The sequence below is a fragment of the Candidatus Amarolinea aalborgensis genome, assembly GCF_900491745.1.
GTDB classification, from domain to species: Bacteria; Chloroflexota; Anaerolineae; order SSC4; family Amarolineaceae; genus Amarolinea; species Amarolinea aalborgensis.
Map to the genome: position 1 here is coordinate 1 of NZ_UETR01000008.1, position 22,920 is coordinate 22,920.

Here is a 22,920-nt window from a genome sequence, read left to right on the forward strand (position 1 = left end):
GTATAATCTGCGGTACAGGAAACAGACACGATGGGCAACCGATTCGTTGGACGCCAGCAAGAACTGAGTTTGTTTGATGCGCAATGGGAAGCTTCCGGCGCGCGATTCCTGGTGCTTTATGGTCGGCGTCGAGTAGGAAAACGGAGATTCAGAACAGGTTACCAGCCGGCAAAAATTGGACCTGTGTGGGCCTGCGTTTGCTCGATTTGCAGCAGGTGGATGATGACTTGGCAGCCTGGTCAGAGTAGTCATCGTATCGAACGCGATCTTCCATCGGCCTTTTCCAAGATGCCAGTGAGAGGCGAAAAAAGACTTCCGAAGTCTTGCAGACTTCGGAAGTCCCGTTGCTTTTCTACGCTCTTCCCAGCGCGGCCAGCATCTCGGCCACGCTGGTGAACTTGAGGCGCGGGCGACCTTGTTCCTGGCCGCGGCTCAGCTCCAATTCGTTCAGGCGCTGCCAGTCCGCGTAGGAGAAGTAGTGCGGCGCACGGGCTTTGACCAGGTCAGCGATCGCGGAAACCTCTGGCTGGGCCGGGGCCAGGGTCAGGCCCTGCGCCAGGTCTTCCAGCATACAGGTGACGGTTTCTACCGCGTCGGGCTTGTTGGTTCCGATGACGCCGTTGGGGCCGCGCTTGATCCAGCCAGCCGTATATTCACCTACCTGCGGCTGCTTTGATTCTGGGTTCAACACGCGCCCCTTTTGATTCAAGATCACGCCCCAGCTCTCGTTGAAAGGCACGCCTGGCACCGGTACGCCGCGGTAGCCGACCGAACGAAAGACCAGCCCCACCGCAATCTCCTCGGTTTCTCCGGTCGCTTTGGGGCGCAAGGTGCCCGTGTCGGTCGCGACGAGTTTGTTGTGCACCAGGCGCATCGTCTTGACCTGACCGCGTTCATCGCCGGTCAACTCTGTGGGCGAAACCAGGAAGCGGAAGATCAAGCGCCGCGCCTTGCCGGTTGGCTCGTGTCGCGCATACTCCTGCAAAATCTCGACCTTTCTGAACAGGGTGCGGTCGTTGTTGCGATCCAGCTCGGCCTGGCTCAAGGGATCCAGCGTCACTTCCGCGGGCGGCACGATCACATCCACATCCGCCATTTCGCCCACCTCTTTGATCTCCGGGTTGGTGAACGCAGCCTGGACTGGCCCGCGGCGCCCCAGGACATAGACGGTGCGCACCCGACTGGCGCGCAAGGCCTCCAGCGCGTAGTCGGCAATGTCGGACTTGAGGAGCTCCTCCGGCGTGCGGCATAGGATGCGCGCGACATCAATCGCCACGTTGCCAATGCCCACGACGGCGGCCGCTTCCTGGGAAAGGTCGAACTGCAGGTCGCGGTAGTCGGGATGGCCGTTATACCAGGCCACGAAGTCGGTCGCGGGGTGGCTGCCCGCCAAATCCTCGCCCGGGATGTCCATGCGGCGGTCAGTCTGCGCGCCCGTGGTATAGACGATCTGATGGTAGTGCGCCTTCAGCTCATCCACGGACAGATGCTTGCCAATTTCGACGTTGCCATAGAAACGAACATGCGAATTGGTGGCTGTCTTGTCAAAGACTGCAGTCACGGTTTTGATCTTTTGATGATCGGGAGCCACACCGGCGCGCACTAGCCCAAAGGGGGTTGGCACGCGATCGAATAAGTCAATCTCAACGTTGAGATTGACCTGCTTCAACAAATGCTCAGCGGTGTAGAAGCCGGTCGGACCAGCGCCAATGATGGCGACGCGTAAGGGGTTGCCGGCTGTACCTGGTTGTGTCATTCGACGCTCCTTTGCCTCGAACCGTGGATGGCCGATTGCCATCGGGCCTGCTTGCACACCGGTGTCTCAGGCCTAGCTGCCCAAGATCTCGATTTGCAGGCGATCTATCTCACCCATGTACGTGTCACGCTCAGCCTTCAGAATGTCGCCGATGGATACGATGCCGACCAACGCGCCCTCTTCCAAAATAGGCACGTGGCGGGTGCGCGTCTCGGTCATGGTGTGCGCCAACATGCGCAGGTCGTCATGCGGCGAACCGATGACCATGTCCTTCTTCATCACGTCACTGACCAGCCGCTCGAACACGGCTTCATCGCTGGCCGCGCGACGGATGATGTCGTGCTCCTCCAGAATACCGACCGGGTGGCGGTTATCATCTACCACGACCAGCGAGCCAATGTTGTGCATGGCCAACACGCCGATCGCCTCCTTGATGGTGCGGCCCGGCTGGATCGTCGCCACGTTTGGGCCTTTTTTAGATAAGATCAGACTGGTTTTCATCGTCCCCTGCTCCTTTCACTGCCCTGCATCTCGTTGTCTGTCAGGGTTTCTATTCTACCACTGCAAACGTATTTCAGCCACAAAGAGCACGGTAGAAAGAGTCGAGAGTGGAGAGTGGAGATCGGAGATCGGAGATCGGAGATCGGAGATCGGAGACCGAAGATCGGAGACCGAAGATCGGAGACCGAAGATCGGAGACCGAAGATCGGAGACCGAAGATCGGAGACCGAAGATCGGAGACCGAAGATCGGAGACCGAAGATCGGAGACCGAAGATCGGAGACCGAAGATCGGAGACCGAAGATCGGAGACCGAAGATCGGAGATGGAGCGGCGGAAGTCGCTTGCGGTAAGCAGCAAAGCCGGGTAAAATGGGGACGTTACAGTCCCAGCCCAATGGTTGGATGGGGCCGTGTTGATTTCCGTTGTAGGAGTCTGCTCTTGTCCATCACTGCTTTCATCGAGGCCATGCCCAAGGCCGAGCTGCACATCCACCTGGAGGGGGCCATTGCCCCGGCCACCCTTCTGCGCCTGGCCGCGCGCCATGGCCGGGCGCTGCCTGCGGATAATGTGGAAGACTTGCAGGCCTGGTACCGTTTTACCACCTTTCGCCATTTCATCGAAGTCTACCTGGCGGGCCAGGCCTGTCTGCGCGCGGCTGAGGACTTCGCCTTGATCGCCTACGAACTGGGCGCGGACCGTGCGCGCCAGGCGATTCGCTACTCTGAAGTGACGGTCACGCCTTACACCCACATCTGGCAGCAGAAAGGCATCCGGCCCGCGGAGATCATCGAAGGGCTGGAAGACGGCCGCGCGCGGGCGCGGCGTGATTTTGGCGTGGAGATGCGCTGGGTATTCGACATTCCGCGCAACCTGCCGGAGCCGGCCGGCTCCTGGACGGCAGACTACGCGATTCAACACATGGACAAGGGCGTGGTGGGCTTTGGCCTGGGTGGGGATGAGTCGAAGTCGCCGCCGGAGCTGTGGGAGGAACCATTTCAGCGCGCCATCGCGGCCGGCCTCTACAGCGTGCCCCATGCCGGCGAAGTGGCCGGGCCAGCCAGCGTGTGGGGCGCGTTGCGCAAGCTGGGCGCCCGGCGCTTGGGCCACGGCGTGCGCAGCAGCGAAGATCCAGCGCTCGTTGCACACCTGGCGGCGACGCAAATTCCGCTTGAGGTCAACCCCACCAGCAATTTGTGCTTAAACGTTTATCCCGACTTCAGCCAGCATCCGCTGCGCCGCTTGTGGGACGCGGGCGTCTACCTGACGGTCAATTCGGACGACCCGCCCATGTTCAACACCACGCTGACCGCCGAGTACGCGGTGCTGGTCAACCATTTTGATTTCACGCTCGCGGAGTTGGAGCGCATCAGCCTCAACGCCGTGGCCGCGGCCGCACCGCTGGGCCTGACGCCAGTCGCACGCCAGCAAATGGCAGCCGATTTCCGCGCCCAGTTTGCCGATCTGCGCCAACGGCTCGGCCTGCCGGGCCAGGAGACCGCCGATGCCTGAGATAGACCTGATCGCCGCGGATCAACTGCCGGTGCCAGACCTGACCACCCTGCTCAACGCGGTCTACGCCGATTATGCCGTGCCGGTGCAGCGCTCAGCGGAACAGGTGGAGGCAGGCCACCAGGCGTGGGACATAGATCTGACCGCTTCGGTGGTTGCCCTGGTGGACGGCGCGCCGGTTGGCGTGGCGCTGCTGGGCCGGCGCGAACGCCGCGGCTGGATTGGCAGCATGGGAGTTCTGCCAGCCTGGCGCCGCCGGGGCATCGGCCGGCGTCTCTTGCAGCAGGTGCAGGCCAATGCGCGCCGCGCCGGCCTGCACGCCATTGACCTGGAGGTGCTGACGCGCAACACGGCCGCCCTGGCCCTCTACGAAGCGGCCGGCTTCCAGATTCAGCGTGAGCTGCTCGTCTGGGAGCGCCGCGCAGAACAGGGTGCGCTGCCTGACCCCTACTTCAAATTGCAGCCAGCCGACGTGGCGTGGGTATTGGCGCAGGCGCCGACCTGGCATGACACCCCGCCCTGCTGGCAGCGCCAACCGGCCTCGCTCAGGCATCTGTCCGACCTGCAAGCGCTGGCGGTGGCCGATGCCACCGGCGAACGCCAGGTTTATGTGCTCTTCCGACCGCCGCAGGATGGGCGCATCCGCCTGGCCGACATCGGCGCGGCGCCCGGCCACGAGCCGCGGCGCTTGGGGCGGGAGCTCCTCCAAGGCTTTCATCTGCGCTACTTTGGCGCGACCGTGACGCTGGTCAATGAGCCGGTCGAGAGTGCATGGAACCGCGTGTTCGTGGCCATGGGCTACTACGTGATCGAGCGGCAGCACGAGATGCGCTGGCTGGCGGCGTGATGCGCGGCCGGCGGCGAGAAACATGGCATGACCAACAAACCATCTGAACCAACCGACTACCGGCGTTATCGCGCCGAAACCGACCGCCGCCTGCTGCTGGCCGTGGTTGGCTTCCTGATCGTCGTAGGCGGCGCGCTGATCGGGATCGTCTACGGCGGCTGGGCCGCGGCCACCGGCTTGATCTGCCTGTTGGCCGGCGCGGGCGTCATCCTCTTCCTGTGGCTCCTGCTGACCGTGATCGAACGGTGGGTCAACAAGTCGGAATAGAACCCGCAGAATGGAACCGCCACGGCGCCAAGACCGCAAAGGGAACTGGATAGGCCCAAGCGATCTTCGCGCCTTAGCAGCGTCTTTGTGCTCTTTGTGTTCTTTGTGGTTGAAAAATCGCTCAAATTAGGATTCCCATTCCTTAACGCAGCGTGGCGGTGCAGTCGTAGGGCGCTGAATCGAGCGGCCCGAAGCTCACGCAGGGAATGCACAAACCCCGGCCGGTCAGCGCCGCGGCGGCCAACGGCGGGCGGGCGCGCACACTGAACAGCCTCTTCATCGCCGGATTGTCCGTGTCAAATTCGCTGCCGCGGGCCGCCTGAGATCCATCCAGACCGTAAGCGGCCAGCTGCACCGGGTTGTCCTTGCCAGGGCTGGTGGCCGGATCAGGGTTGAAGGAAACGATCGAGACCTGGCGCACCTGGCACTTCAGGCTGCTGAAGTCCATGCGCAGGGTGGCGCCGTAGAGTGCCGGCAGCGGCACGTTGCTTCCGCAGTACGCGCCGGCATATTCTCCTTCACCCACCGTGAAAGCCACATACCCCTCGCCCGTGGGCGCAAACAGGCGGAACTTGCTCCAGTCACTGGTCTTGGCATCCTGCAGGTTGAGGGTGAAGTTGCATTCGGGCGCCCCGCTACCCGCGCCATCCGGCAGCCCATCGGGGAAGAGGACATCCTGCACATCGGGTGCTTCGCGCCCGGCGCGCGCCTCGCGGTACCAGGCCATGATTTGCACCACGCGCGCAGGCGCCAGCGTCACTGGCTCGTGCGCCGGGCCGGTCGCCTCAGCCCACGCAGTCTGCCCGGCCTGCACGGTCCAGATCACATTCGGCTCCTGCCAGGAGTGCACGCGCACGCTGTCCTTGAACGTGACCACCCAGTCGCGCCCGCTGCCCGGTTCACGCACGACCAGGAACTCGGTGCCGGTGGAGACCACTTCCAACAGGTCGGTTTGCACCGTCACGCGCGACGTCGCCCCGGCCGGATCCACGCGTCCAAACAGCGCGCCAAAGGTTAGAAGCACAGTCACGATTGGATCGCTGTCGCGCGCAGGTACACTCTTGAGCGCCAGGTCGCCATCGCGAAAGACTTCCAACGATACGGCATCGCCAAAGCGGAGTACGGCGCGGCCGCTGGCGTTGACATTGAGTTGATCGCCCACGCGCAAATCGGTCGTGGCGGTCGTCGCCAGCGGCTGGAAGGCGCTGCTGCTGCCGGTGCGCACGGTCACCACATCCAGCTCCGCCTGGGCCTTGACCGTGTCCGCACGACGACCGCCGCAGCCGGCTAATCCGGCCAACGCCAGAATGATGCAAGCTGCGATGGTCCATGCACGAAAGATGCGAGGCGCCATGATTTCCCCCTTTGTTACACAGATGGTTTTCCGCCGACGTCTGCGCCGGCGCGCCGCGAGCGCAGCGCCAGCGCCAGGCTGAGGCCGATCAGCGCGCCGGCCAGCGCCGCTTCGACAGTCAGGATGTGATTGCCCACGCCAAAACGGCTGGCCAACATCATGCCGGCCGCGCCCGTCGTCAACGCCGTCACAGCCTGCAGCGGCCAGGCCGAGGGCGCCAGTCCGAGTCCCAACAGCAGGGCAAGGCCCAGGCTGGCAATCAGCCAGGCCAGTGGGGTCAACCCAGAGAGCAGCGCCAGGCCGCCCAGGGTCAACGCGAAGCCGATGCTGCCGCCGAGCACGCCGCCCAACGCCGCGCCGGCGCGCGGCCGCTCTTGCCAAACGATCTGCCCCAGCGCGCGCGCCGCACCAAAAACCGCGCCGCCGACCGCGCCGAGCAGACCCATCAGCAGGGTCAGGAGGAGCAGCGCGGAGAGGGTGAGGATGGCGGGCAACGTCTGACTGCGGTTGTATTGGAAAAAGGCGAGCAGGCCAAAACCGAGACCAAAACCAACCGCGCCGCCGATGCCGCCAGCCGCAGTCTGCTGGCGGATGAAGCCGGTCGCGCGTTGATAGCGCCGCCGCGCGGTTTGTAGAAACGCGCCGCGCCGCGTGGCCGCGGCCAGGCCATGCAGGGCCAGGGGGTTGACATCGCGCACCGCGCCCAGGACGGTCAGCGCCGCCGCGGCTTGCGTCGTGTCGGCCAGGGCGACCGCCACGGCTGGCTCACGCCATGTGCCGCCCAGGCGGCCGAAGGCTTCGGCGGCCGCACTGCGCACCTCTGGCGCCGCGTCGGTCAGCGCAGCCTGGGCCAGCGCGGGGAGCACCGCGGGCGTCATGGCCGCGGCCGTGATCGCGCCCAGGCGGGCCGCGGCCTGGGCGCGCGCCTCTGCCTCGCGGTGCGCCAGCAAATCGAGCAGGACCGCGGTGCGCGTGGCGTCGTCTGGCGTCAGCGCCAGCCAGGCATCCACCTGGCGGTTGTAGCGCACGGCGCAGCGCAGCAGAAAGGACGTCGCGTCTGGCGTCAGGTGCAGGCGAGCGCGCTGTGCGTCGAGCAGATCAAAGTCGCCCTGCGAAGCGAACGCGCGCCGCGCCTGCCAATCGGCCAGCAGGCGCGCCAGCAGTTCTTGCGCCTGTTTGAGCGCGACCTGCTGCGCATCCAGCCAGCCCGCAATGCGCGCGGCCAAATAGTCGTGGCTCAACTCGAAATGGCTGTCGTCCACGCGGCGCAGCAGGCGCTGGCCCAGCAAACGCTCCAGCAGCGCCGTCACCGTGGTGGCCGGCAGTCCGCTGGCGGCGGTCACCTCATCGGCGCTGAGCACCGCTTTGGTCTGATGGGACGTGACCAGCGCGCTGAGCACCGCCTGCACCTGGGGCTGCTCCTCTGGCGTGTAGGCCGCCAGGGCGTCCGTGAGGTACGCGGCGAGAATCCCCGCGGCGCCGCCCACCTGCTGATAGTCGGCCAGGCGAATCGTCGCGCCGGGCCGGCCAAACTGATGATAGAGGCGTTCGCACACCAGTTGCAGCTGCGGCGGCGCCACCCCGCCTTGCCACAGGTCGTGCAGCAGGCGCTCCACCAACAGCGGCTCGAACGAGACATTGAAGCGGGCCGCGGGGCCGGTGATGGCCTCGCCCGCGCCCTCCCATGAGAGGCGCTCCAGCCGGTAGCGTTGATCCAACAGGCCGGGGATCAGCTTCTCCAACGACGCCAACTGAGGCAAGAAGTCGTCGCGCACCGCCAGCACCACGCGCCAATCGTGGCTGCGGTCGGCCAGCGCGGCCATCAGCGCCTGCGCAAAGGCCTGGCGCTGGGCTTCGCCCCACAACAGCAGCAATTCCTCCGCCTGGTCGAGAACCAACACGGCGCGTGCAGCGAGGTCGGGAAGGTTGCCCGTCGCCGCGGGGTCGAACTCGCGCACACGCGTCAGGTGCACCTCAAAACCGGCGCGGAGCAGCCGCGGGGTCACGCCGGCGCGCAGCAGCGACGTTTTGCCGCTGCCCGACTCGCCGTAGACCACGACCAGGGGATTGGCCAGGATTTTGTTCGCCAGGCGCGCGCTGTCCTCCTGGCGACCGAAAAAGATCGCGGCATCAGTCGCGTCGAACGCGTCCAGGCCCTTGTAGGGCGAAGCCGGCAGGGGCGCGGGAGGGGGCGGCGCATCATCCACGGGCGGCGCGGCCGCGGGCGTGGGCGTCAGCGCCTGGATGCCGGCCATCAGCTCCTGCAGGAAATGCGCGGTGTTGTCCGGCACGAGCTCGACCCCTTTTTGCGCCCAATACTGCTGATCGGCCGCGTTGAGCGGCTGCTCGATTACGGCGTAGGCGCGGCGTCGGTGCTCGCGCACGCTGCGCGTCACCTGCGCAAAGAGGCGCTTGAAGGCCGGAGAGGTCAGGTCGTAGCCCAGGAAGATCAGCGTCTTGGTGGCAAAGAAGGCGCGGATCAGATCGGAGAGCGTGGGCAGGCGGGCCAGGAATTCATCGAAGTCGTCTTCGGTGATGACGAGAGAGTCGGGCTGACTGAGGTCGCCCTGCATCTTGATGACGACCACCTTGCTCTCGTCGAAGTAGGGCACATCCGCGTCGCGCACGATCAGGACATAGGATTTGCCCGCCATACGCAGCGCATCCTCCAGCAGCGCGTCGTAGGCCGTGGTGATGATCTTCGAGGAAGGCAGCACGGCCTGGGCCAGCAGTTCATGCAGCGCGGAAGGCTGCAGCGCCAGTTGGCGCAGCGCATCGCGCAGGGCCTGCACCAGGGGTTGGCGCCCGCGCAAGGCTTCGAAATCGCGCGCCACGGCCGTCAGCGACCGATCCGGGCGGTCATAGCTGATCTGCTGCGCCAACAGTTCCGCGATTTGCGTCAGCGGCAAGGGCGCGGCGGCGTCGCGCAGGCTGTCGCCCACGAAGAGCAGCGCATTATCGGCCGCCAGGTCAGCGGCCAGGTCACGTGTGAGGTTCATCGGCAGCGCTCGCGACGGTGCAGGACAGAGGGGATCAGAGCCGGCCGGGGGCGTTTGTAGAGCGATTGTACCACCAAACAACGTGTCACGGAAAGTTGCACGCGTACCCAAATTGCGTTATGCTTGTGGCCCATTAACTTCCGCACTGCGAAGGAAAATGTTCTTTGGAGATACCATGACAACTGCGACCTTGGCCATGCCGGCAACAACTCAATATGAGCACATCTCTCTAGATGATCAGCAAGTGCCGTGGATTGTGGGGACAACCATGAAAGTCGTCGAGCTCGTCCTGGATTACCAGACCCATGGTTGGAGTCCCGAGGAATTGCGTTTTCAACATCCCTATTTGACGCTCGGCCAGATCCATTCAGCTCTAGCCTATTACTGGGACCATCAAGCACAGCTCGACCAGGACATTGAACGACGCCGACGGAAGGTTGAGCGCTTGCAACGCAGCGTACGGGTCTCCCCACTACAAGTTCGCTTGCGAAGCGAGCCAACGCAATGACGCTTGCCCTCTACATGGATCACCATGTACCACGTGCAATAACCATTGGCCTGCGCCTTCGTGGGGTTGATGTGCTCACGGCATTCGAAGACGGCGCCCATAGACTGCAAGACCCGCAATTACTGGATCGTGCCGCGGAACTGGAACGAGTGCTTTTCACGAGCGATGACGACCTGCTGACCGAAGCAGCGAAGCGCCAGATGAACGAACAGTTCTTTTACGGTATTATCTATGCCCACCAAGGGCAAGCATCAATCGGGGCCTGCGTCCACGATCTTGAGGTGGTCGCAAAAGCTGGCGACCCCAGCGACATGATCAACTACGTATTGTTCCTCCCCTTATGAAACAGACGACCCTGGAAATCGTGATAGGAAAGGCTTGGGTACACGATGGCAGACTTCACCCATAACCACTACAACGCCCGCACCGCCCTCGAAACGGCGACGGGCAGAGTGTACTACTACCGGCTGGCAGCCCTGGAAGAAGCCGGCCTGGCTGCGATCTCGCGCCTGCCGTTTTCGATCAAGATCCTGCTCGAAACCGCGCTGCGCAACTGGGACGAGTTCCTGGTGACCGAGAAGGACATCATCAACCTGGCGACCTGGAACCCACAGGCGCCCGCGCAGGTTGAGATTCCTTTCATGACCGGACGTGTGGTCATGCAGGACTTCACCGGCGTGCCGGCCGTCGTGGACCTGGCCGCGCTGCGCGCGGCGATGGCGCGGCTGGGCGGTGACGCCGAGCGCATCAACCCGCTGATCCCCGCCGACCTGGTGATTGACCATTCGGTGCAGGTGGACAGCTTCGCCACCAGCAACGCGCTGCTCTTCAACGCCGAGCGCGAGTTCGAGCGCAACCGCGAGCGTTACGAGTTCCTGCGCTGGGGCCAGCAGTCCTTCAGCAACTTCCGCGTCGTGCCGCCGGCCACCGGCATTGTGCACCAGGTCAACCTGGAGTACCTGGCCTCGGTGGTGCGCACCGAAACCACGACGCAGGGTGACATCGTCGCCTTCCCGGACACTCTGGTGGGCACCGACTCGCACACCACCATGATCAACGGCCTGGGCGTGCTTGGTTGGGGCGTGGGCGGCATCGAAGCCGAGGCCGCCATGCTCGGCCAGCCGATGTACATGCTGATGCCTGAAGTGATTGGCGTCAAGATCACTGGTCGCCTGCCGCAGGGCGCCACCGCCACCGACCTGGCCTTGCGCGTGACGCAGCTCCTGCGCGCCAAAGGGGTTGTCGGCAAGTTCGTCGAATTCTACGGCGACGGCGTGGGCCGCATGAGCCTGGCCGACCGCGCGACCATTGCCAACATGGCGCCGGAGTATGGCGCGACCATGGGCTTCTTCCCGGTGGATGCAGAGACGCTGCGCTACCTGCGCGGCACCGGGCGCAGCGCCGAGCTGGCAGACCTGGTCGAGCGTTACTGTCGCGCCCAAGGCCTCTTCCGCACCGACGGCATGCCCGAGCCGCAGTTCACCGACACCCTGACGTTGGATATGGCGACCATTGAGCCAAGTCTGGCCGGGCCGAAGCGGCCGCAGGACCGCGTGGCCCTGGCCGACGTCAAGCAGTCGTTCGCGGCGGCCTTGACCGCGCCGATTGCCCAGCGCGGTTTTGCGCTCAGCCCAGCGTCAACCGGCGCCGCGGCCGCGGTCAGCTACGAGCACGAAACGCTCGAGCTGCATCACGGCTCCGTGGTGATCGCGGCGATCACAAGCTGCACCAACACCTCCAACCCGTCAGTCATGATCGGCGCGGGGCTGGTAGCGAAGAAGGCGGTCGAGCGCGGCCTGCGCGTCGCGCCCTACGTCAAGACCAGCCTGGCGCCCGGTTCGCGTGTCGTCACCGATTACCTGGCCGAAGCTGGTCTGACGCCGTACCTGGAGGCGCTGGGCTTCCACACCGTGGGCTACGGTTGCACCACCTGCATCGGCAACAGCGGCCCGGTGCCGGACGTGGTGGCCGACGCGATCAAAGAAGAGAACCTGGTGGCTGCGGCCGTGTTGAGCGGCAACCGCAACTTCGAGGGACGCATCAACCCCTCGGTGCGCGCCAACTACCTGGCCTCGCCGCCGCTGGTCGTGGCGTTTGCGCTCGCCGGCACGATGGACGTTGACCTGGCAACCGAGCCGGTCGGAACCGATCGCAACGGCAACCCGGTCTATCTGCACGAAATCTGGCCGAGCCAGGAAGAGGTGCAGGCCACGGTCAGCAGGGCGCTCAAACCGGAGATGTACGCGCAGCAGTATGGCAACGTCTTTGGCGCCAACGAAGCCTGGAATGCCATCAAAATCCCCGAAGGCAAGTTGTACGACTGGGATCCCAGCTCCACCTACATCCAGGAGCCAACCTTCTTCGAGACGCTGTCGCCTGAACCCGCGGCGATGGGCAACATTCTCGGGGCGCGCGTGCTGGCCCTCGTGGGCGATTCAGTGACCACCGACCACATCTCGCCCGCGGGCAACATCGCCAAGAACAGCCCGGCCGGGCGCTATCTAATGTCGCTGGGCGTGCAGCCTGTTGATTTCAATTCCTACGGCGCGCGCCGCGGCAACCACGAAGTCATGATGCGCGGCACCTTTGCCAATATCCGCCTCAAGAACCTGATGCTGAACGGCGTCGAGGGCGGCTACACGCTCTACCTGCCGACCGGCGAACAGATGAGCATCTACGACGCGGCCATGCAGTACAAGGCGAGCGGCACGCCGCTGGTCATCCTGACCGGCAAGGAGTACGGCACCGGCAGTTCGCGTGACTGGGCGGCCAAGGGCACGATGCTCCTGGGCGTGAAGGCGGTCATTGCCGAGAGCTTCGAGCGCATTCATCGCAGCAACCTGGTGGGCATGGGCGTGCTGCCGCTGCAGTTCCTGCCGGGGGAGAGTGCGCAGACCCTGGGGTTGAACGGCCAGGAGATCTTTGACATCACCGGCATGGATGACGCCATGCAGGCCGGGCAGATCATGCACGTGCGCGCCACGCGTCTCGACGGCACAACGACCCAGTTCCAGTCCCTGTCGCGCATTGACACGCCGGTCGAGGTGGAATACTATCGTCACGGAGGGATCTTGCAGTTCGTCCTGCGCAAGATGCTGAAGGGGTAAGCGGCCGGTGACCGTCCCGACCGATCATGGGACGAGAGGATCTTTTGCCGCGAAGGGTCGCACCAGGGCCGCACGATCACCGTCTGGGGCATGTGATGCGACCGCACATGGCCGCGAACAGACTTCCGACTTCTTCAAGATTTCGGAAGTCTGGCGTCGCATCGCCTCACGTCGAGATTACGGGGATGGCTGCTCAGGTCGCCAGCGTCTACGTTGCTCCGCCAGCCGTCATGCCGATTCGAACCTTCTAGGCGAAGCTGTTTTCATTGTTGGTTGGACATGCCTGATTGTGGTAGAATCAGTGCTGCAGGCAGTGAATCGTTTGCTGACCGAGTCGTCAAAAAGGAGCGGCACGATGACCGAGCAGACTCAGGTTGGATCACGGCCAGCCATGCTGGTCAGTGACACGGTATTGGAGCAGCTCCAGCGCGTAGCTGACACGCAGGGAATTGCTGCTAATGAATTGGCCGAGCAAGCGATTCGCCATTTCTTGCGTGAGGAAAGGCGCCAGCTGCTGCAACGAGAATCAGAAGCCTTCTGCGCGTTGCATGAGCAACTTCTTGCCACCCATGCGGGCGAATTCGTCGCCATTTACGATGGTCGGCTTGTGGACTACGATCGCGATCAGGAATCGCTGTTGCTGCGCCTGGATACGAACTTCCCCACGGTTCCGGTTCTCATCAAACAAGTTCTCCCTGATCCTCAGGAGACTTACTTGATTCGCTCACCTCGATTTGTCTGTGAAAGTAATGTCCTGAATCGGCTCGTGGTAACCCTCAACGGATTGGCTGCAATGACCGAAGTCTCTGGCTGACGCTGACGCTCCGACGTTCATCATGCGCATGGCCCCCCATTGGATTCGGTTTATTGCGCCGCGAGCACCAGGCTCTCCAAAGCCAGTCCAGAGCCCACACCGCCGATTTCTGCCACACGTTTTGATGCGCCTTGCCGCCGGAGGTCGTTATGTCTCACCGTTCAGTTTCCGCGATGCACCGCTTCTGTGCGATTGCCACCACCGTGTTCCTGTTGACTGCCTGCGCTAATCAGGCCACGCCCCTGGCTCTCAGCGGCGCCGTGACGCAGGCGGCGCCGGCCGCTCAGGCAAACCAACCCCTGCCGGTGACGGCCACATCTACTCCGGAACCGACGCCGACCTCGACACCCACGACGGAACCAACATCAACCTTCACACCGACGCCAACTCCAACGGAGACGGCGACTCCATCGCCAACGGCTGAGGTGACGCCTGGGGCGGTGGTGCGAGGAGATCAGAACGTCAATCTCAGAAAGGGGCCAGGCTCTCACTATGACGGGTTGGGGCAGATCGCACCTGGTGCGCTGATGGAGGTGGTGGCAACGGCCGAAATGAATGGGCAAACCTGGTATCAGGTGAAGCTTGCTGACGGTAGGCTTGGATGGGTGCGTAAAGACCTGGTTGAGGCAAATGAGAAAGCGGGGGCAGTGCCAAAGGCAAGCGATGTTCCTCCAACACCAACACTTCGACCCAAACCTACAGCTACACCGAGGCCAGCAGCGACAAAACCGCCAGAAGTTCGTGGCAATGAGTCGGGCATTCCTGCGGATGTAATGCAACTGATACTTAATGATTATGGTTCTCTAGATGCAATGGTTGGACAAACAATGGAATTCAATGGGGCAACTGCTGTGCAAAATGGCGAAAATCCAACCTATCACGGAAGTATTCTTTGGGTTAGGCTAACAGAAGATCTGGGTATGAAGACCGCCCCTGATGGTTCAAGGTTGTCACATCGGTTCATGGCTAATGCTGGTCCATATGGGGTTATCAGAGTTTCACTAATGGATGATCCTTTGAGTCCGGATTGGTCCGGCCTACATAGCAATATTTTGTCGGGTATCTGGGGCTATGGTAGTTGGGGATATTTCTTAGATGGACAAGGTAATCCTGTTAAGACGCTGCTTGGTATTTCCCAATTACAACAGGGGGCATCTTTGTCTAAAGTAGCCGGGAAAGGCGATGTAATCGGCATTTTCGTAGAAGATCAGAATGATAACTCGGGAACTGGAAATTCTTTGGAACGGGGTGGAGCTTCCTGTTCAAGGGTCCTCGTGTTAAACAGGTAAGCTTTGGAGTGAAGTTAATTGTTTCTCGGTCCGATTGTGTTGTAGTATGTAGTTGATGTCAAATTGGCGGCTAAGTGTTGTTTTTTTGTTGTCTTTTCTGGTTTGCTCGGGTCTACATCAGCAGGTTTATGCGCAGTATGGGTGTGTTGACAATAATGATTGTTCTAACGGATATACATGTACTTCTGGTATTTGTGTCCCTCCTACTACCACTTGTGGTGACAACAGTTGTAACGGGACAGAAACCCAGTATACCTGCCCAGAAGACTGTGGTTTCCCCCCGGGAGAGCAGAGTTGCGGCACCACGACTTGTGCTGACGGGCATGTGGGGACGGTTCAGTGTTCCCCTAACTGCGATGCTTCCCCTAGGGCTTGTTGGGATTTTTGCGGTACAGGATCGGGCAGCAATCAAGAGTGTTCGCAGGCGGGTGATTGTAATGGCACGGTTAATTGTGGGTATGGAACTACCTGTGGTGAGTGGGCGTGTGGAAATGGAGCCTGTTATTCGGACTGTTCTGGTTGCTCTGCCCCACCTGCGGGTTGTACGCCGACGGCGCGGTGTTTGGAGCACGAAGCCGCGAAGGGCAGCGAAGAACACGAAGCGCGAAGTGGGGCGGGGCGGCGTGACATCTTCGCGTTCTTCGCGCTTCGTGTCCTTCGTGTTGCTTCGTGACTTCGTGCTCCATTATTGGTTGGACATGCCTGGTTGTGGTAGAATCAGTGCTGCAGGCAGAAATACGAAGAGCAAAGCGGGTACCAACCCCGCCCCGGCTTGACCGGGCAGACGTAGGAGAAACTACCATGCATACCTGGACCCCAGCGCGCATCAGCGCGCGCCTCGATCGTATCCTCTGGACGGTGCAGAAGCCGCCGCGCTACACCGGGGGCGAGCACAACAGCGTGACCAAAGACTGGGACGCGATCCCCATGCGCCTGGCCCTGACCTTTCCTGACACCTACGAACTCGGCATGTCCAACCTGGGCCTGATGCTGCTCTACGACATCGTCAACCGCCAGCCTGACATGCTGGCCGAACGCGCGTACGCGCCCTGGGTGGACATGGAAGCGCTCATGCGCCAGGAAGCGATGCCGCTCTTCAGCCTGGAGACGCGCCATCCCCTGCGTGATTTCGATATCATCGGCTTTGGCCTGCCCTACGAGCAGCTCTTCACCAACACGCTCAACTGCCTCGACCTGGCCGGCATCCCCCTGCGCACGGCCGATCGCAGCGCGGACGATCCGCTGATCCTGGCGGGCGGCAGCGCGGGCACCAACCCGGAGCCGATGTGGCCGTTCATAGACGCGTTTCTGATCGGCGAGGGCGAAGAGGTCATCCTGGAGATCCTGCGCGCGCAGCTGGCCTGGAAACAGGCGCGCCAGGCCGACCCGGCCGCGGTCACGCGCACGGATCTGCTGCGCCGCATGGCAGCCATCCCTGGCGTGTACATTCCTTCGTTCTACGAAGCCGCCTATCACCCCGACGGCACGCTGATCGCCACCACGGTGCGGCCCGAATTTGCCGGCGTGGCGCCGCCGGTGGTGACCAAGCGCATCGTCGCCACGCTGCCGCCGCCCACGACCGATTTCATCGTGCCTTACCTGGATGTGGTGCACAACCGCGCCGCGATCGAAATTCAGCGCGGCTGTACGCGCGGCTGCCGCTTCTGTCACGCGGGCATGGCCTACCGCCCGGTGCGCGAGCGACCGGTGCAGGAGGTGCTCGACGCCGTGGATAAGATGATCGCGAGCTGCGGCTTCGAGGAAGTTTCCTTCCTCTCGCTCAGCTCCAGCGATTACACCTACATCGGCGAGCTGGTCAAGGCGGTGGTGGACAAGCACGGCGCGGACAAGCTCAGCATCGGCCTGCCCAGCCTGCGCATCGAATCGTTCTCGGTGGACTTGATGAACCTGCTGGAGAAAGGACGTCGGCGCAGCGGCTTCACCTTTGCGCCCGAAGCCGCGACCGACCGCCTGCGTGATGTCATCAACAAGCCGATCGCCACCGACGACCTGCTCAAGACCGCCGAAGATGTTTACAGCCGCGGCTGGACGACGATCAAGATGTACTTCATGATCGGCCACCCCACGCAGACCGATGAGGATGTGAAAGCCATCGCCGACCTGGCCTGGGCGGTGATGCGCGTCGGCCGCCGCATCATGGGCAAGAAGGCCAAGGTGCGCGTCGGCGTCAGCACGCTGGTGCCCAAACCGCACACGCCCTTCCAGTGGGCGCCGTTGGAGGCCGAAGAGACCGTGCGCCGCCAGATTGCCTATCTGCAAGACAGCCTGCGCGGAGTCGGTTTCCATTTCAACTGGAACAACCCGCGCGAAACCCTCATGGAAGCCTACCTCAGCCGCGGCGACCGCCGCCTGGCCGATGTCATCGAGCGCGCCTGGCAGCTCGGCGCCAAGTTCGACGCCTGGGGCGATCAATTCCGCGACGGCGCCTGGATGCAGGCCTTTGCCGAGCAGGGGCTGGACCCAGATTGGTATGCGCGACGCGAACGCCGCGTGGACGAGGTCATGCCCTGGGATCACATCAGCCTGGGCCTGAACAAGGACTTCCTCATCCAGGAGTATCGCAACAGCCAGGTCGGCGCGGTGATTGACGATTGCAGGGATCACTGCTTTAGCTGCGGCATCCTGGGCCAGTTCAAAGAGCAGCGTCGCGGCACGGACGAAGAGGCCTGGGGCTGCCCGGCGCTGGGCAAGTCGGCGCAGCACAATCAACCGGTGAGCGTCATGCCCATCCCCCTCTACATCAACCCCGACATGAGCCCGGACCTGGCCGGCCAGTTCGGCCCGCGCGTGCCGCAGTTGGCCGGGGGGACGGTCAATCAACGGCTGAACTGATCCAGCCATTCTTTCGACACACCATCTTCTTCTACTGGTTTCTCATCAAGCCACACAGGGGCGAGCTCGCAGCTCGTCCCTTTTTGTTCCCGGCTGGTTCCCGCCAACTTCCCGCGGCGTCGGGAATCGTTCACTGGACAGCGGGACATTCTGTGTGCTACGGTTGACCAGGGTCAGCTCAACAGCACTCGTGCTCCGGTCAACAATGTATATGATTTTCACTCCGTTGCCCATGCGCTGGACGCACAACCATGAATGAGAATGTGGCGCAAGCCACCAGCTTGCCTCAATGGCGCGGGGCGCCGCAATCCGGCGGATTGCGCTACAGGGCTATTTTCAGTTATCCATGCGCCGGGCGCACAACCAGAAATGAAAACAGGCAATCCGTGGCGATCCGTGTTCATCCGCGGCCTATTTTCGGGTTAGCGGACCGGGAGTCCAGAATTGTCTGGGTTGAGTTTAGTTCAGTCTACGGAGGGTCTGAAAAGATGAAACGCACCTTATCCATCATCCTGGCGTTCATGCTAGGCCTGACTGCTTTGGCGGCCACCACAGCCAGTAGCACCGCGCTGATCGCACCATGCACCCCCGGTGGGGATTACAACCCCGACTGTGACCTGGACCATAACGGTGTGATTGACATTCTCGACATCCAATTGGCCGCCGGGCATTGGAATCAGGTCGGCGCGTGGACGGGCGGGGACAGCTGGCTGCTCACCGGCAACGCCGGCGCCAGCCCGGCGACGAACTTCGTCGGCACCACTGACGGTCAGAACCTCATTGTGCAGCCAGGCGCCGGTCGGGTGGGCATCGGCGCGACGAACCCGACCGATGGCAAGCTGTACGTCGCCGGCGGCGGCGGCCGCGGTGTCTATGCGACCAGCGCCAGCACCGATGGCGTGGTGGGCGCCAGCGGCAGCGGTGTTGGCGTATCGGGCATCAGTACGAGCTTCTACGGTGTGGACGGCTCGACGCAGAGCACAAGCTATGCCGGCGTGCGCGGCGTCAACCTGTCAACCGGCGTGAACGGCGCGGGCGTCTACGGCTTGAGCACCAACGGCCCAGGCGTCAACGGCGTGAGCACCAGCGGCAACGGCGTCAAGGGCGCCAGCACAGACAGCGCGGGCGTCTATGGGGTCAGCACGAATGGCAGCGGCTTGTACGGCTCCAGCAACGGCAGCAACGGCGTCTACGGCCAGACGACTGCATCCCTTCAGCCTGGTGTAAAGGGCGTCAACGCCGCGGCCAGCGGCATCGGCGTGCGCGGCGAGGCCAATGCTGCGGGCGGCGTCGGCGTCTGGGGTCAGAGTAACGCCAACACCGGCATCTACGGCCTAAGCACAGACGGCATCGGCGTGTGGGGTCAGAGCACCAACGGCCCGGCGATGCGCGCCGACGGCAACGCCGTGCAAGCTCGCGCCATGGGCGGCTGGGCCAAGGCCATGGCCTATATTCGCTCCGATGGGCTGATTTTTCAATGCTACAATGGCGTCACCGGCGCGTCGAGCAACGGGTGCGGCTTCACGGTCAATCACTTCACGGCTGGCGGCTATGGCGTTGACTTTGGTTTCTATGTCTGGGATCGCTTCGTATCCGTCACGGCAACCAGGAACGCTGTGGGCAATAACATGGCTGCGGAGTTTGATTTTGGGGCTGCGAACACCACGATTGATGTGCGAACCTTCCGCGCCAATCAGACCGTTGATACGGAAGACACCCGGTTCATGATTATCGTCTATTGAGACGCGCGACCACGCGAGGCAATACCCATGTTGAGAAGTTTCTTCATCTTGCTCTGTCTTTGCGTTTTACTGCTGCCGGCCACGGCCCTCGCCCAAACCGGCGGGCCCTACAGCCTGACCTGGAGCAATGTCGGCGCCGCGGGCAGTAGCAGTGGCGGCGCCTACACGTTAACGTCCAGCGTCGGCCAACCCGATGCCGGCACGTTGAGCGGCGGCAGTTACACCCTCTCCGGCGGCTTCCTGGGCGGCGCGCCGTGCAGCCTGCCTCAGGACATCAACGGCGACGGCCAGGTGACGGTGCTTGACATCCAGGCGGACGCTGCGGCCTGGCGAATGGTCAATCCAGTTTTTCCATACGACCAGGATCAGGACGGCGACGTGGATGTGCGGGATGTGATGCTGATCGCCGCGGCCATCGGAAGCGCCTGCTGAGGACAACGTCTCTTTGTCGCCAACCAAACCATCACCCGTATGTGAGGAGAAATCATGCCAATGATACGTCGTTTCGGATTCTTTGCCGCTATCGTGTTGCTCAGCCTGACCAGTGGAGCGGTCATCGCTGATCGCACTGCGCCGCGCGGACCAGTCGGCGCGGCGTTCACCTACCAGGGTCAGCTCGCCAGCGCGGGGTCGCCGGTCAACGAGGCCTGCGATTTTCAGTTCAGCCTGTGGGACGATGCGGCGACCGGCGCCCAACTAGGCGCGACCGTGGCGCCTACACTCAACGTGGTCAACGGCCTCTTCACCGCCGCGCTCGATTTCGGCAATCAGTTCACGGGCGACGAGCGCTGGCTGGAGATCGCGGTGCAGTGCCCGGGCGACCCCGGCTTCACGCTGCTCACGCCGCGCGTGGCGCTCCTGGGCGTGCCATACGCCAACGGCCTGCGTCCCGGCATTGGCGTGACCGACAGCGCCAACGGGTCGAGCGCGTCGCTGGCGGCGCCGGGGTACGGCGTCACCGGCAGCAGCACGAGCGGCAATGGAGTCTTGGGCGAGGCGCAGGCCTCCCTGCAAGCGGGCGTGAAGGGCGTCAACGCCGCGGCCAGCGGCATCGGCGTGCGCGGCGAGGCGAATGCGACCGGCGGCGTCGGTGTGTGGGGACAGAGCGATGCCAACACGGGCGTGTATGGTCTCAGCACGAGCGGCAGCGGCGTCTGGGGTCAGAGCGCCAGCGGGGACGCTGTCTACGCCGTTAGCAGCAGCGGCGCGGGCGTCTTGGCCGCCAGCACGAGCTACTACGGGGTCAGCGGCTCGACGAGCAGCGCCACCCTGGCCGGCGTGCGCGGGGTCAACCTATCCACTGGCGTCAACGGCGCGGGGGTCTCTGGATCGAGTACGAATGGACCGGGCGTCAATGGGGCGAGCACCAGCGGCAACGGCATGAAGGGCACGAGCACGGACGGCGCGGGCGTCTTTGGCATCAGCACGAATGGCAGCGGCCTCTATGGTTCCAGCGCCGCCAGCAACGGCGTCTACGGCCAGAGCTCGGCATCGCTTCAGCCAGGCGTCAAGGGCGTCAACAATGCGTCCAGCGGCATCGGCGTGCGCGGCGAGGCCAATGCCACGGGCGGCGTCGGCGTCTGGGGCCAGAGCACGGCCAACACTGGCGTATACGGCCTGAGCACGAGCGGCATCGGCGTCTGGGGTCAGAGCACTAACGGACCGGCCATGCGCGCCGACGGCAACGCGGTGCAGGCTCTCAATGCTGGCGGCTGGGTCAAGGCGATGGCCAAAATCTACTACGACGGCACGATAGTCGGTTGTTACAATGGCCTGACCGGCGCGTCGAGCAACGGGTGTGGCTTCACGGTCAACCGCTTCACCTCTGGCGGCTATGGTATAGACTTTGGCTTCAACGTCTGGGATCGTGTGGTATCCGTCGCTGTCACAAGGATGGCCTACAATTTCGGCGCCAACTGGGAGCTTGGCGCTACGAACAATATCATGAATGTACGGACCTTCCGCGTCACTGATTCGTTTACCACGTACGATGCTGATTTCATGATCATCATCTTCTGAGAGGCGCCCACGCGCGCAAAACATCATGCCAGGAGTAAAACCTTGAACGTTCGTAGACTCTTTTCCCTGGTTTCCATTCTACTGATTGCCCTGAGCGGCATGGCTGGTGCGACGCCGTTGGCTGCGCCATGTGCGGTCGGCGCGGTGTACGACCCCGCCTGCGATGTGGATCACGACGGCGATGTGGACATCTTTGATATCCAGTTGACCGCCAGCCACTGGAGCCAATACGGCGTCTATGTCAGCGATAACAACCACGATCATCTCGGCCAGACCTGGACCGGGAACAACAACCCGCTCAAGATTGAAGGCTCCTTCGCTGTCTCTCCAGACCATTTTGCTCTGCAAGGGAAGAACTCCGCCACCAACAGCATTGGCGTGCGCGGCGAGGCCAACGCCAGCGGCAGCGTTGGCGTCTGGGGGCAGAGCGATGCTAACACCGGCGTGGCGGGCGTCAGCGTCAACGGCGCCGGTGTGTGGGGGATCAGCACCAGCGGGCCGGCGCTCAAGGCCACGTCCACCAACTCGTCAGGCCTGGAAGTAAGCTCGGCCGCGAATGGCATGGTCGTGCTTGCGGCCGGGTATACCGGCGTGTCTGTGAATTCGGCATCTGTCGGCGTGCTCGTGAACTCGACGACAAATGACGGCTTTCACGTGAATGGAGCCGGCGGCGACGGTCTGCACGTGAACTCGGCGGGCTTCACCGGCGTGCACGCAAACACGGAGCAGGCCAACGGCCAGTGGGGGTTCTACACGCCCGACCGCATCTTTGGTACGGTTGGCATGTTCAGCGCGCTTTCCCTCGTCGCCCAGGTCAGCGGCCCGGACAGCCTGGCGCCCGGCGACCTGGTGGCCGTCGCTGGCGTGGCGGAGACGTTGCCCGGCAGCGCTGCGGCGATGCCCCTCGTGCGCCTGGCCAACGGCGCGTCGGCCAGCGTCGTTGGCGTCGTCGAGCATCGCCTGGCCTTAACATCCCGGCCCAGCCGGCCGGTCGCGACGGGGGGCGAAGCCGCGCCTGAGCCGGAAGCCCCGGAGCTGCGCAATGCCGATGGCCCCGCGCGGGCCGGCGATTACGTGGCGATTACTGTGTTAGGCGCAGCCCAGGCCACGGTGGCGCCCGGCGAGAGCGCCATCGCTACCGGCACGCGCTTGACCGTCGCCGCGGATGGCGCCGTGCGGCCGCTGCAAACGCGCACGGTTGACGGCATGCTCGTCACCGAAGGCGCGCCGGTGGTTGGCGTGGCGCTAGAGCCAGCGAAAAACGGCCTGGTTTGGGTGCTGGTCAACCCGCACTAGAGCCTGGTGATTTGCCAAAGGGGTGGGCTATGCCATAATTGGGGCGTTATGGGTGACT

17 protein-coding genes are annotated in these 22,920 nt (G+C 63.3%); 13 read left to right on the plus strand and 4 right to left on the minus strand.

Going from position 1 to position 22,920, the window contains the following annotated elements; translation table 11 throughout:
- Positions 1 to 352: 352 nt before the first annotated feature.
- Together ACPQ6D_RS12105 and ACPQ6D_RS12110 are read right to left on the minus strand one after the other, a co-directional pair.
- Positions 353 to 1,756 (minus strand): FAD-dependent oxidoreductase, encoded by a 1,404-nt coding sequence (locus ACPQ6D_RS12105; protein WP_423224589.1) that lies wholly within the window; start codon positions 1,754 to 1,756, stop codon positions 353 to 355.
- A gap of 72 nt (positions 1,757 to 1,828) precedes the next feature.
- A complete protein-coding gene (locus ACPQ6D_RS12110; RefSeq protein ID WP_423224590.1) occupies positions 1,829 to 2,257 on the minus strand; it encodes a CBS domain-containing protein in 429 nt (142 codons plus the stop codon).
- 439 nt (positions 2,258 to 2,696) lie between these two features.
- Between ACPQ6D_RS12110 and add the strand changes: the two genes are divergently transcribed.
- Genes add through ACPQ6D_RS12125 form a run of 3 tightly spaced genes read left to right on the plus strand, consistent with a single transcriptional unit; the run spans position 2,697 to position 4,881 of the window.
- A complete protein-coding gene (gene add, locus ACPQ6D_RS12115) occupies positions 2,697 to 3,767 on the plus strand; it encodes an adenosine deaminase (protein ID WP_423224591.1) in 1,071 nt (356 codons plus the stop codon).
- Positions 3,760 to 4,614: a GNAT family N-acetyltransferase gene (locus ACPQ6D_RS12120; protein ID WP_423224592.1), complete on the plus strand. Its 855-nt coding sequence runs from the start codon at positions 3,760 to 3,762 to the stop codon at positions 4,612 to 4,614. The genes add and ACPQ6D_RS12120 overlap by 8 nt, the downstream gene beginning before the upstream one ends.
- Before the next feature lie 27 nt (positions 4,615 to 4,641).
- Positions 4,642 to 4,881, plus strand: a complete 240-nt coding sequence (locus ACPQ6D_RS12125; protein WP_423224593.1) for a hypothetical protein — start codon at positions 4,642 to 4,644, stop codon at positions 4,879 to 4,881.
- A gap of 142 nt (positions 4,882 to 5,023) precedes the next feature.
- On the opposite strand, the gene ACPQ6D_RS12130 is transcribed toward ACPQ6D_RS12125, so the two are convergent.
- Both ACPQ6D_RS12130 and ACPQ6D_RS12135 read right to left on the minus strand, forming a co-directional pair.
- Positions 5,024 to 6,235 carry a FecR family protein gene (locus ACPQ6D_RS12130; protein WP_423224594.1) on the minus strand — a complete coding sequence of 404 codons (1,212 nt, stop codon included), beginning with the start codon at positions 6,233 to 6,235 and terminating at the stop codon, positions 5,024 to 5,026.
- 14 nt (positions 6,236 to 6,249) lie between these two features.
- Positions 6,250 to 9,234, minus strand: a complete 2,985-nt coding sequence (locus ACPQ6D_RS12135; protein ID WP_423224595.1) for an nSTAND1 domain-containing NTPase — start codon at positions 9,232 to 9,234, stop codon at positions 6,250 to 6,252.
- Positions 9,235 to 9,409: 175 nt separating this feature from the next.
- Between ACPQ6D_RS12135 and ACPQ6D_RS12140 the strand changes: the two genes are divergently transcribed.
- From ACPQ6D_RS12140 to ACPQ6D_RS12185, 10 genes are all read left to right on the plus strand, one after another.
- On the plus strand, positions 9,410 to 9,742 hold the full coding sequence (locus ACPQ6D_RS12140; RefSeq protein ID WP_423224596.1) for a DUF433 domain-containing protein: 333 nt from the start codon (positions 9,410 to 9,412) through the stop codon (positions 9,740 to 9,742).
- On the plus strand, positions 9,739 to 10,086 hold the full coding sequence (locus tag ACPQ6D_RS12145; protein WP_423224597.1) for a DUF5615 family PIN-like protein: 348 nt from the start codon (positions 9,739 to 9,741) through the stop codon (positions 10,084 to 10,086). The genes ACPQ6D_RS12140 and ACPQ6D_RS12145 overlap by 4 nt, the downstream gene beginning before the upstream one ends.
- Before the next feature lie 45 nt (positions 10,087 to 10,131).
- Complete coding sequence (gene acnA, locus ACPQ6D_RS12150; protein ID WP_423224598.1) at positions 10,132 to 12,849, plus strand: aconitate hydratase AcnA; 2,718 nt, start codon at positions 10,132 to 10,134, stop codon at positions 12,847 to 12,849.
- A 355-nt stretch (positions 12,850 to 13,204) separates the two neighbouring features.
- Positions 13,205 to 13,663 carry a DUF5678 domain-containing protein gene (locus tag ACPQ6D_RS12155; RefSeq protein ID WP_423224599.1) on the plus strand — a complete coding sequence of 153 codons (459 nt, stop codon included), beginning with the start codon at positions 13,205 to 13,207 and terminating at the stop codon, positions 13,661 to 13,663.
- 149 nt (positions 13,664 to 13,812) lie between these two features.
- Positions 13,813 to 14,952 carry an SH3 domain-containing protein gene (locus ACPQ6D_RS12160; protein WP_423224600.1) on the plus strand — a complete coding sequence of 380 codons (1,140 nt, stop codon included), beginning with the start codon at positions 13,813 to 13,815 and terminating at the stop codon, positions 14,950 to 14,952.
- A gap of 801 nt (positions 14,953 to 15,753) precedes the next feature.
- Positions 15,754 to 17,805, plus strand: coding sequence for a TIGR03960 family B12-binding radical SAM protein (locus ACPQ6D_RS12165; RefSeq protein WP_423224601.1), 2,052 nt, complete (start codon positions 15,754 to 15,756; stop codon positions 17,803 to 17,805).
- 488 nt (positions 17,806 to 18,293) lie between these two features.
- Positions 18,294 to 19,547, plus strand: coding sequence for a hypothetical protein (locus ACPQ6D_RS12170; protein WP_423224602.1), 1,254 nt, complete (start codon positions 18,294 to 18,296; stop codon positions 19,545 to 19,547).
- 27 nt (positions 19,548 to 19,574) lie between these two features.
- Complete coding sequence (locus tag ACPQ6D_RS12175) at positions 19,575 to 19,979, plus strand: hypothetical protein (RefSeq protein WP_423224603.1); 405 nt, start codon at positions 19,575 to 19,577, stop codon at positions 19,977 to 19,979.
- A gap of 54 nt (positions 19,980 to 20,033) precedes the next feature.
- Positions 20,034 to 21,566 carry a hypothetical protein gene (locus ACPQ6D_RS12180; RefSeq protein ID WP_423224604.1) on the plus strand — a complete coding sequence of 511 codons (1,533 nt, stop codon included), beginning with the start codon at positions 20,034 to 20,036 and terminating at the stop codon, positions 21,564 to 21,566.
- Between the two features lie 42 nt (positions 21,567 to 21,608).
- Positions 21,609 to 22,862, plus strand: coding sequence for a hypothetical protein (locus ACPQ6D_RS12185; protein WP_423224605.1), 1,254 nt, complete (start codon positions 21,609 to 21,611; stop codon positions 22,860 to 22,862).
- Positions 22,863 to 22,920 lie beyond the last annotated feature (58 nt).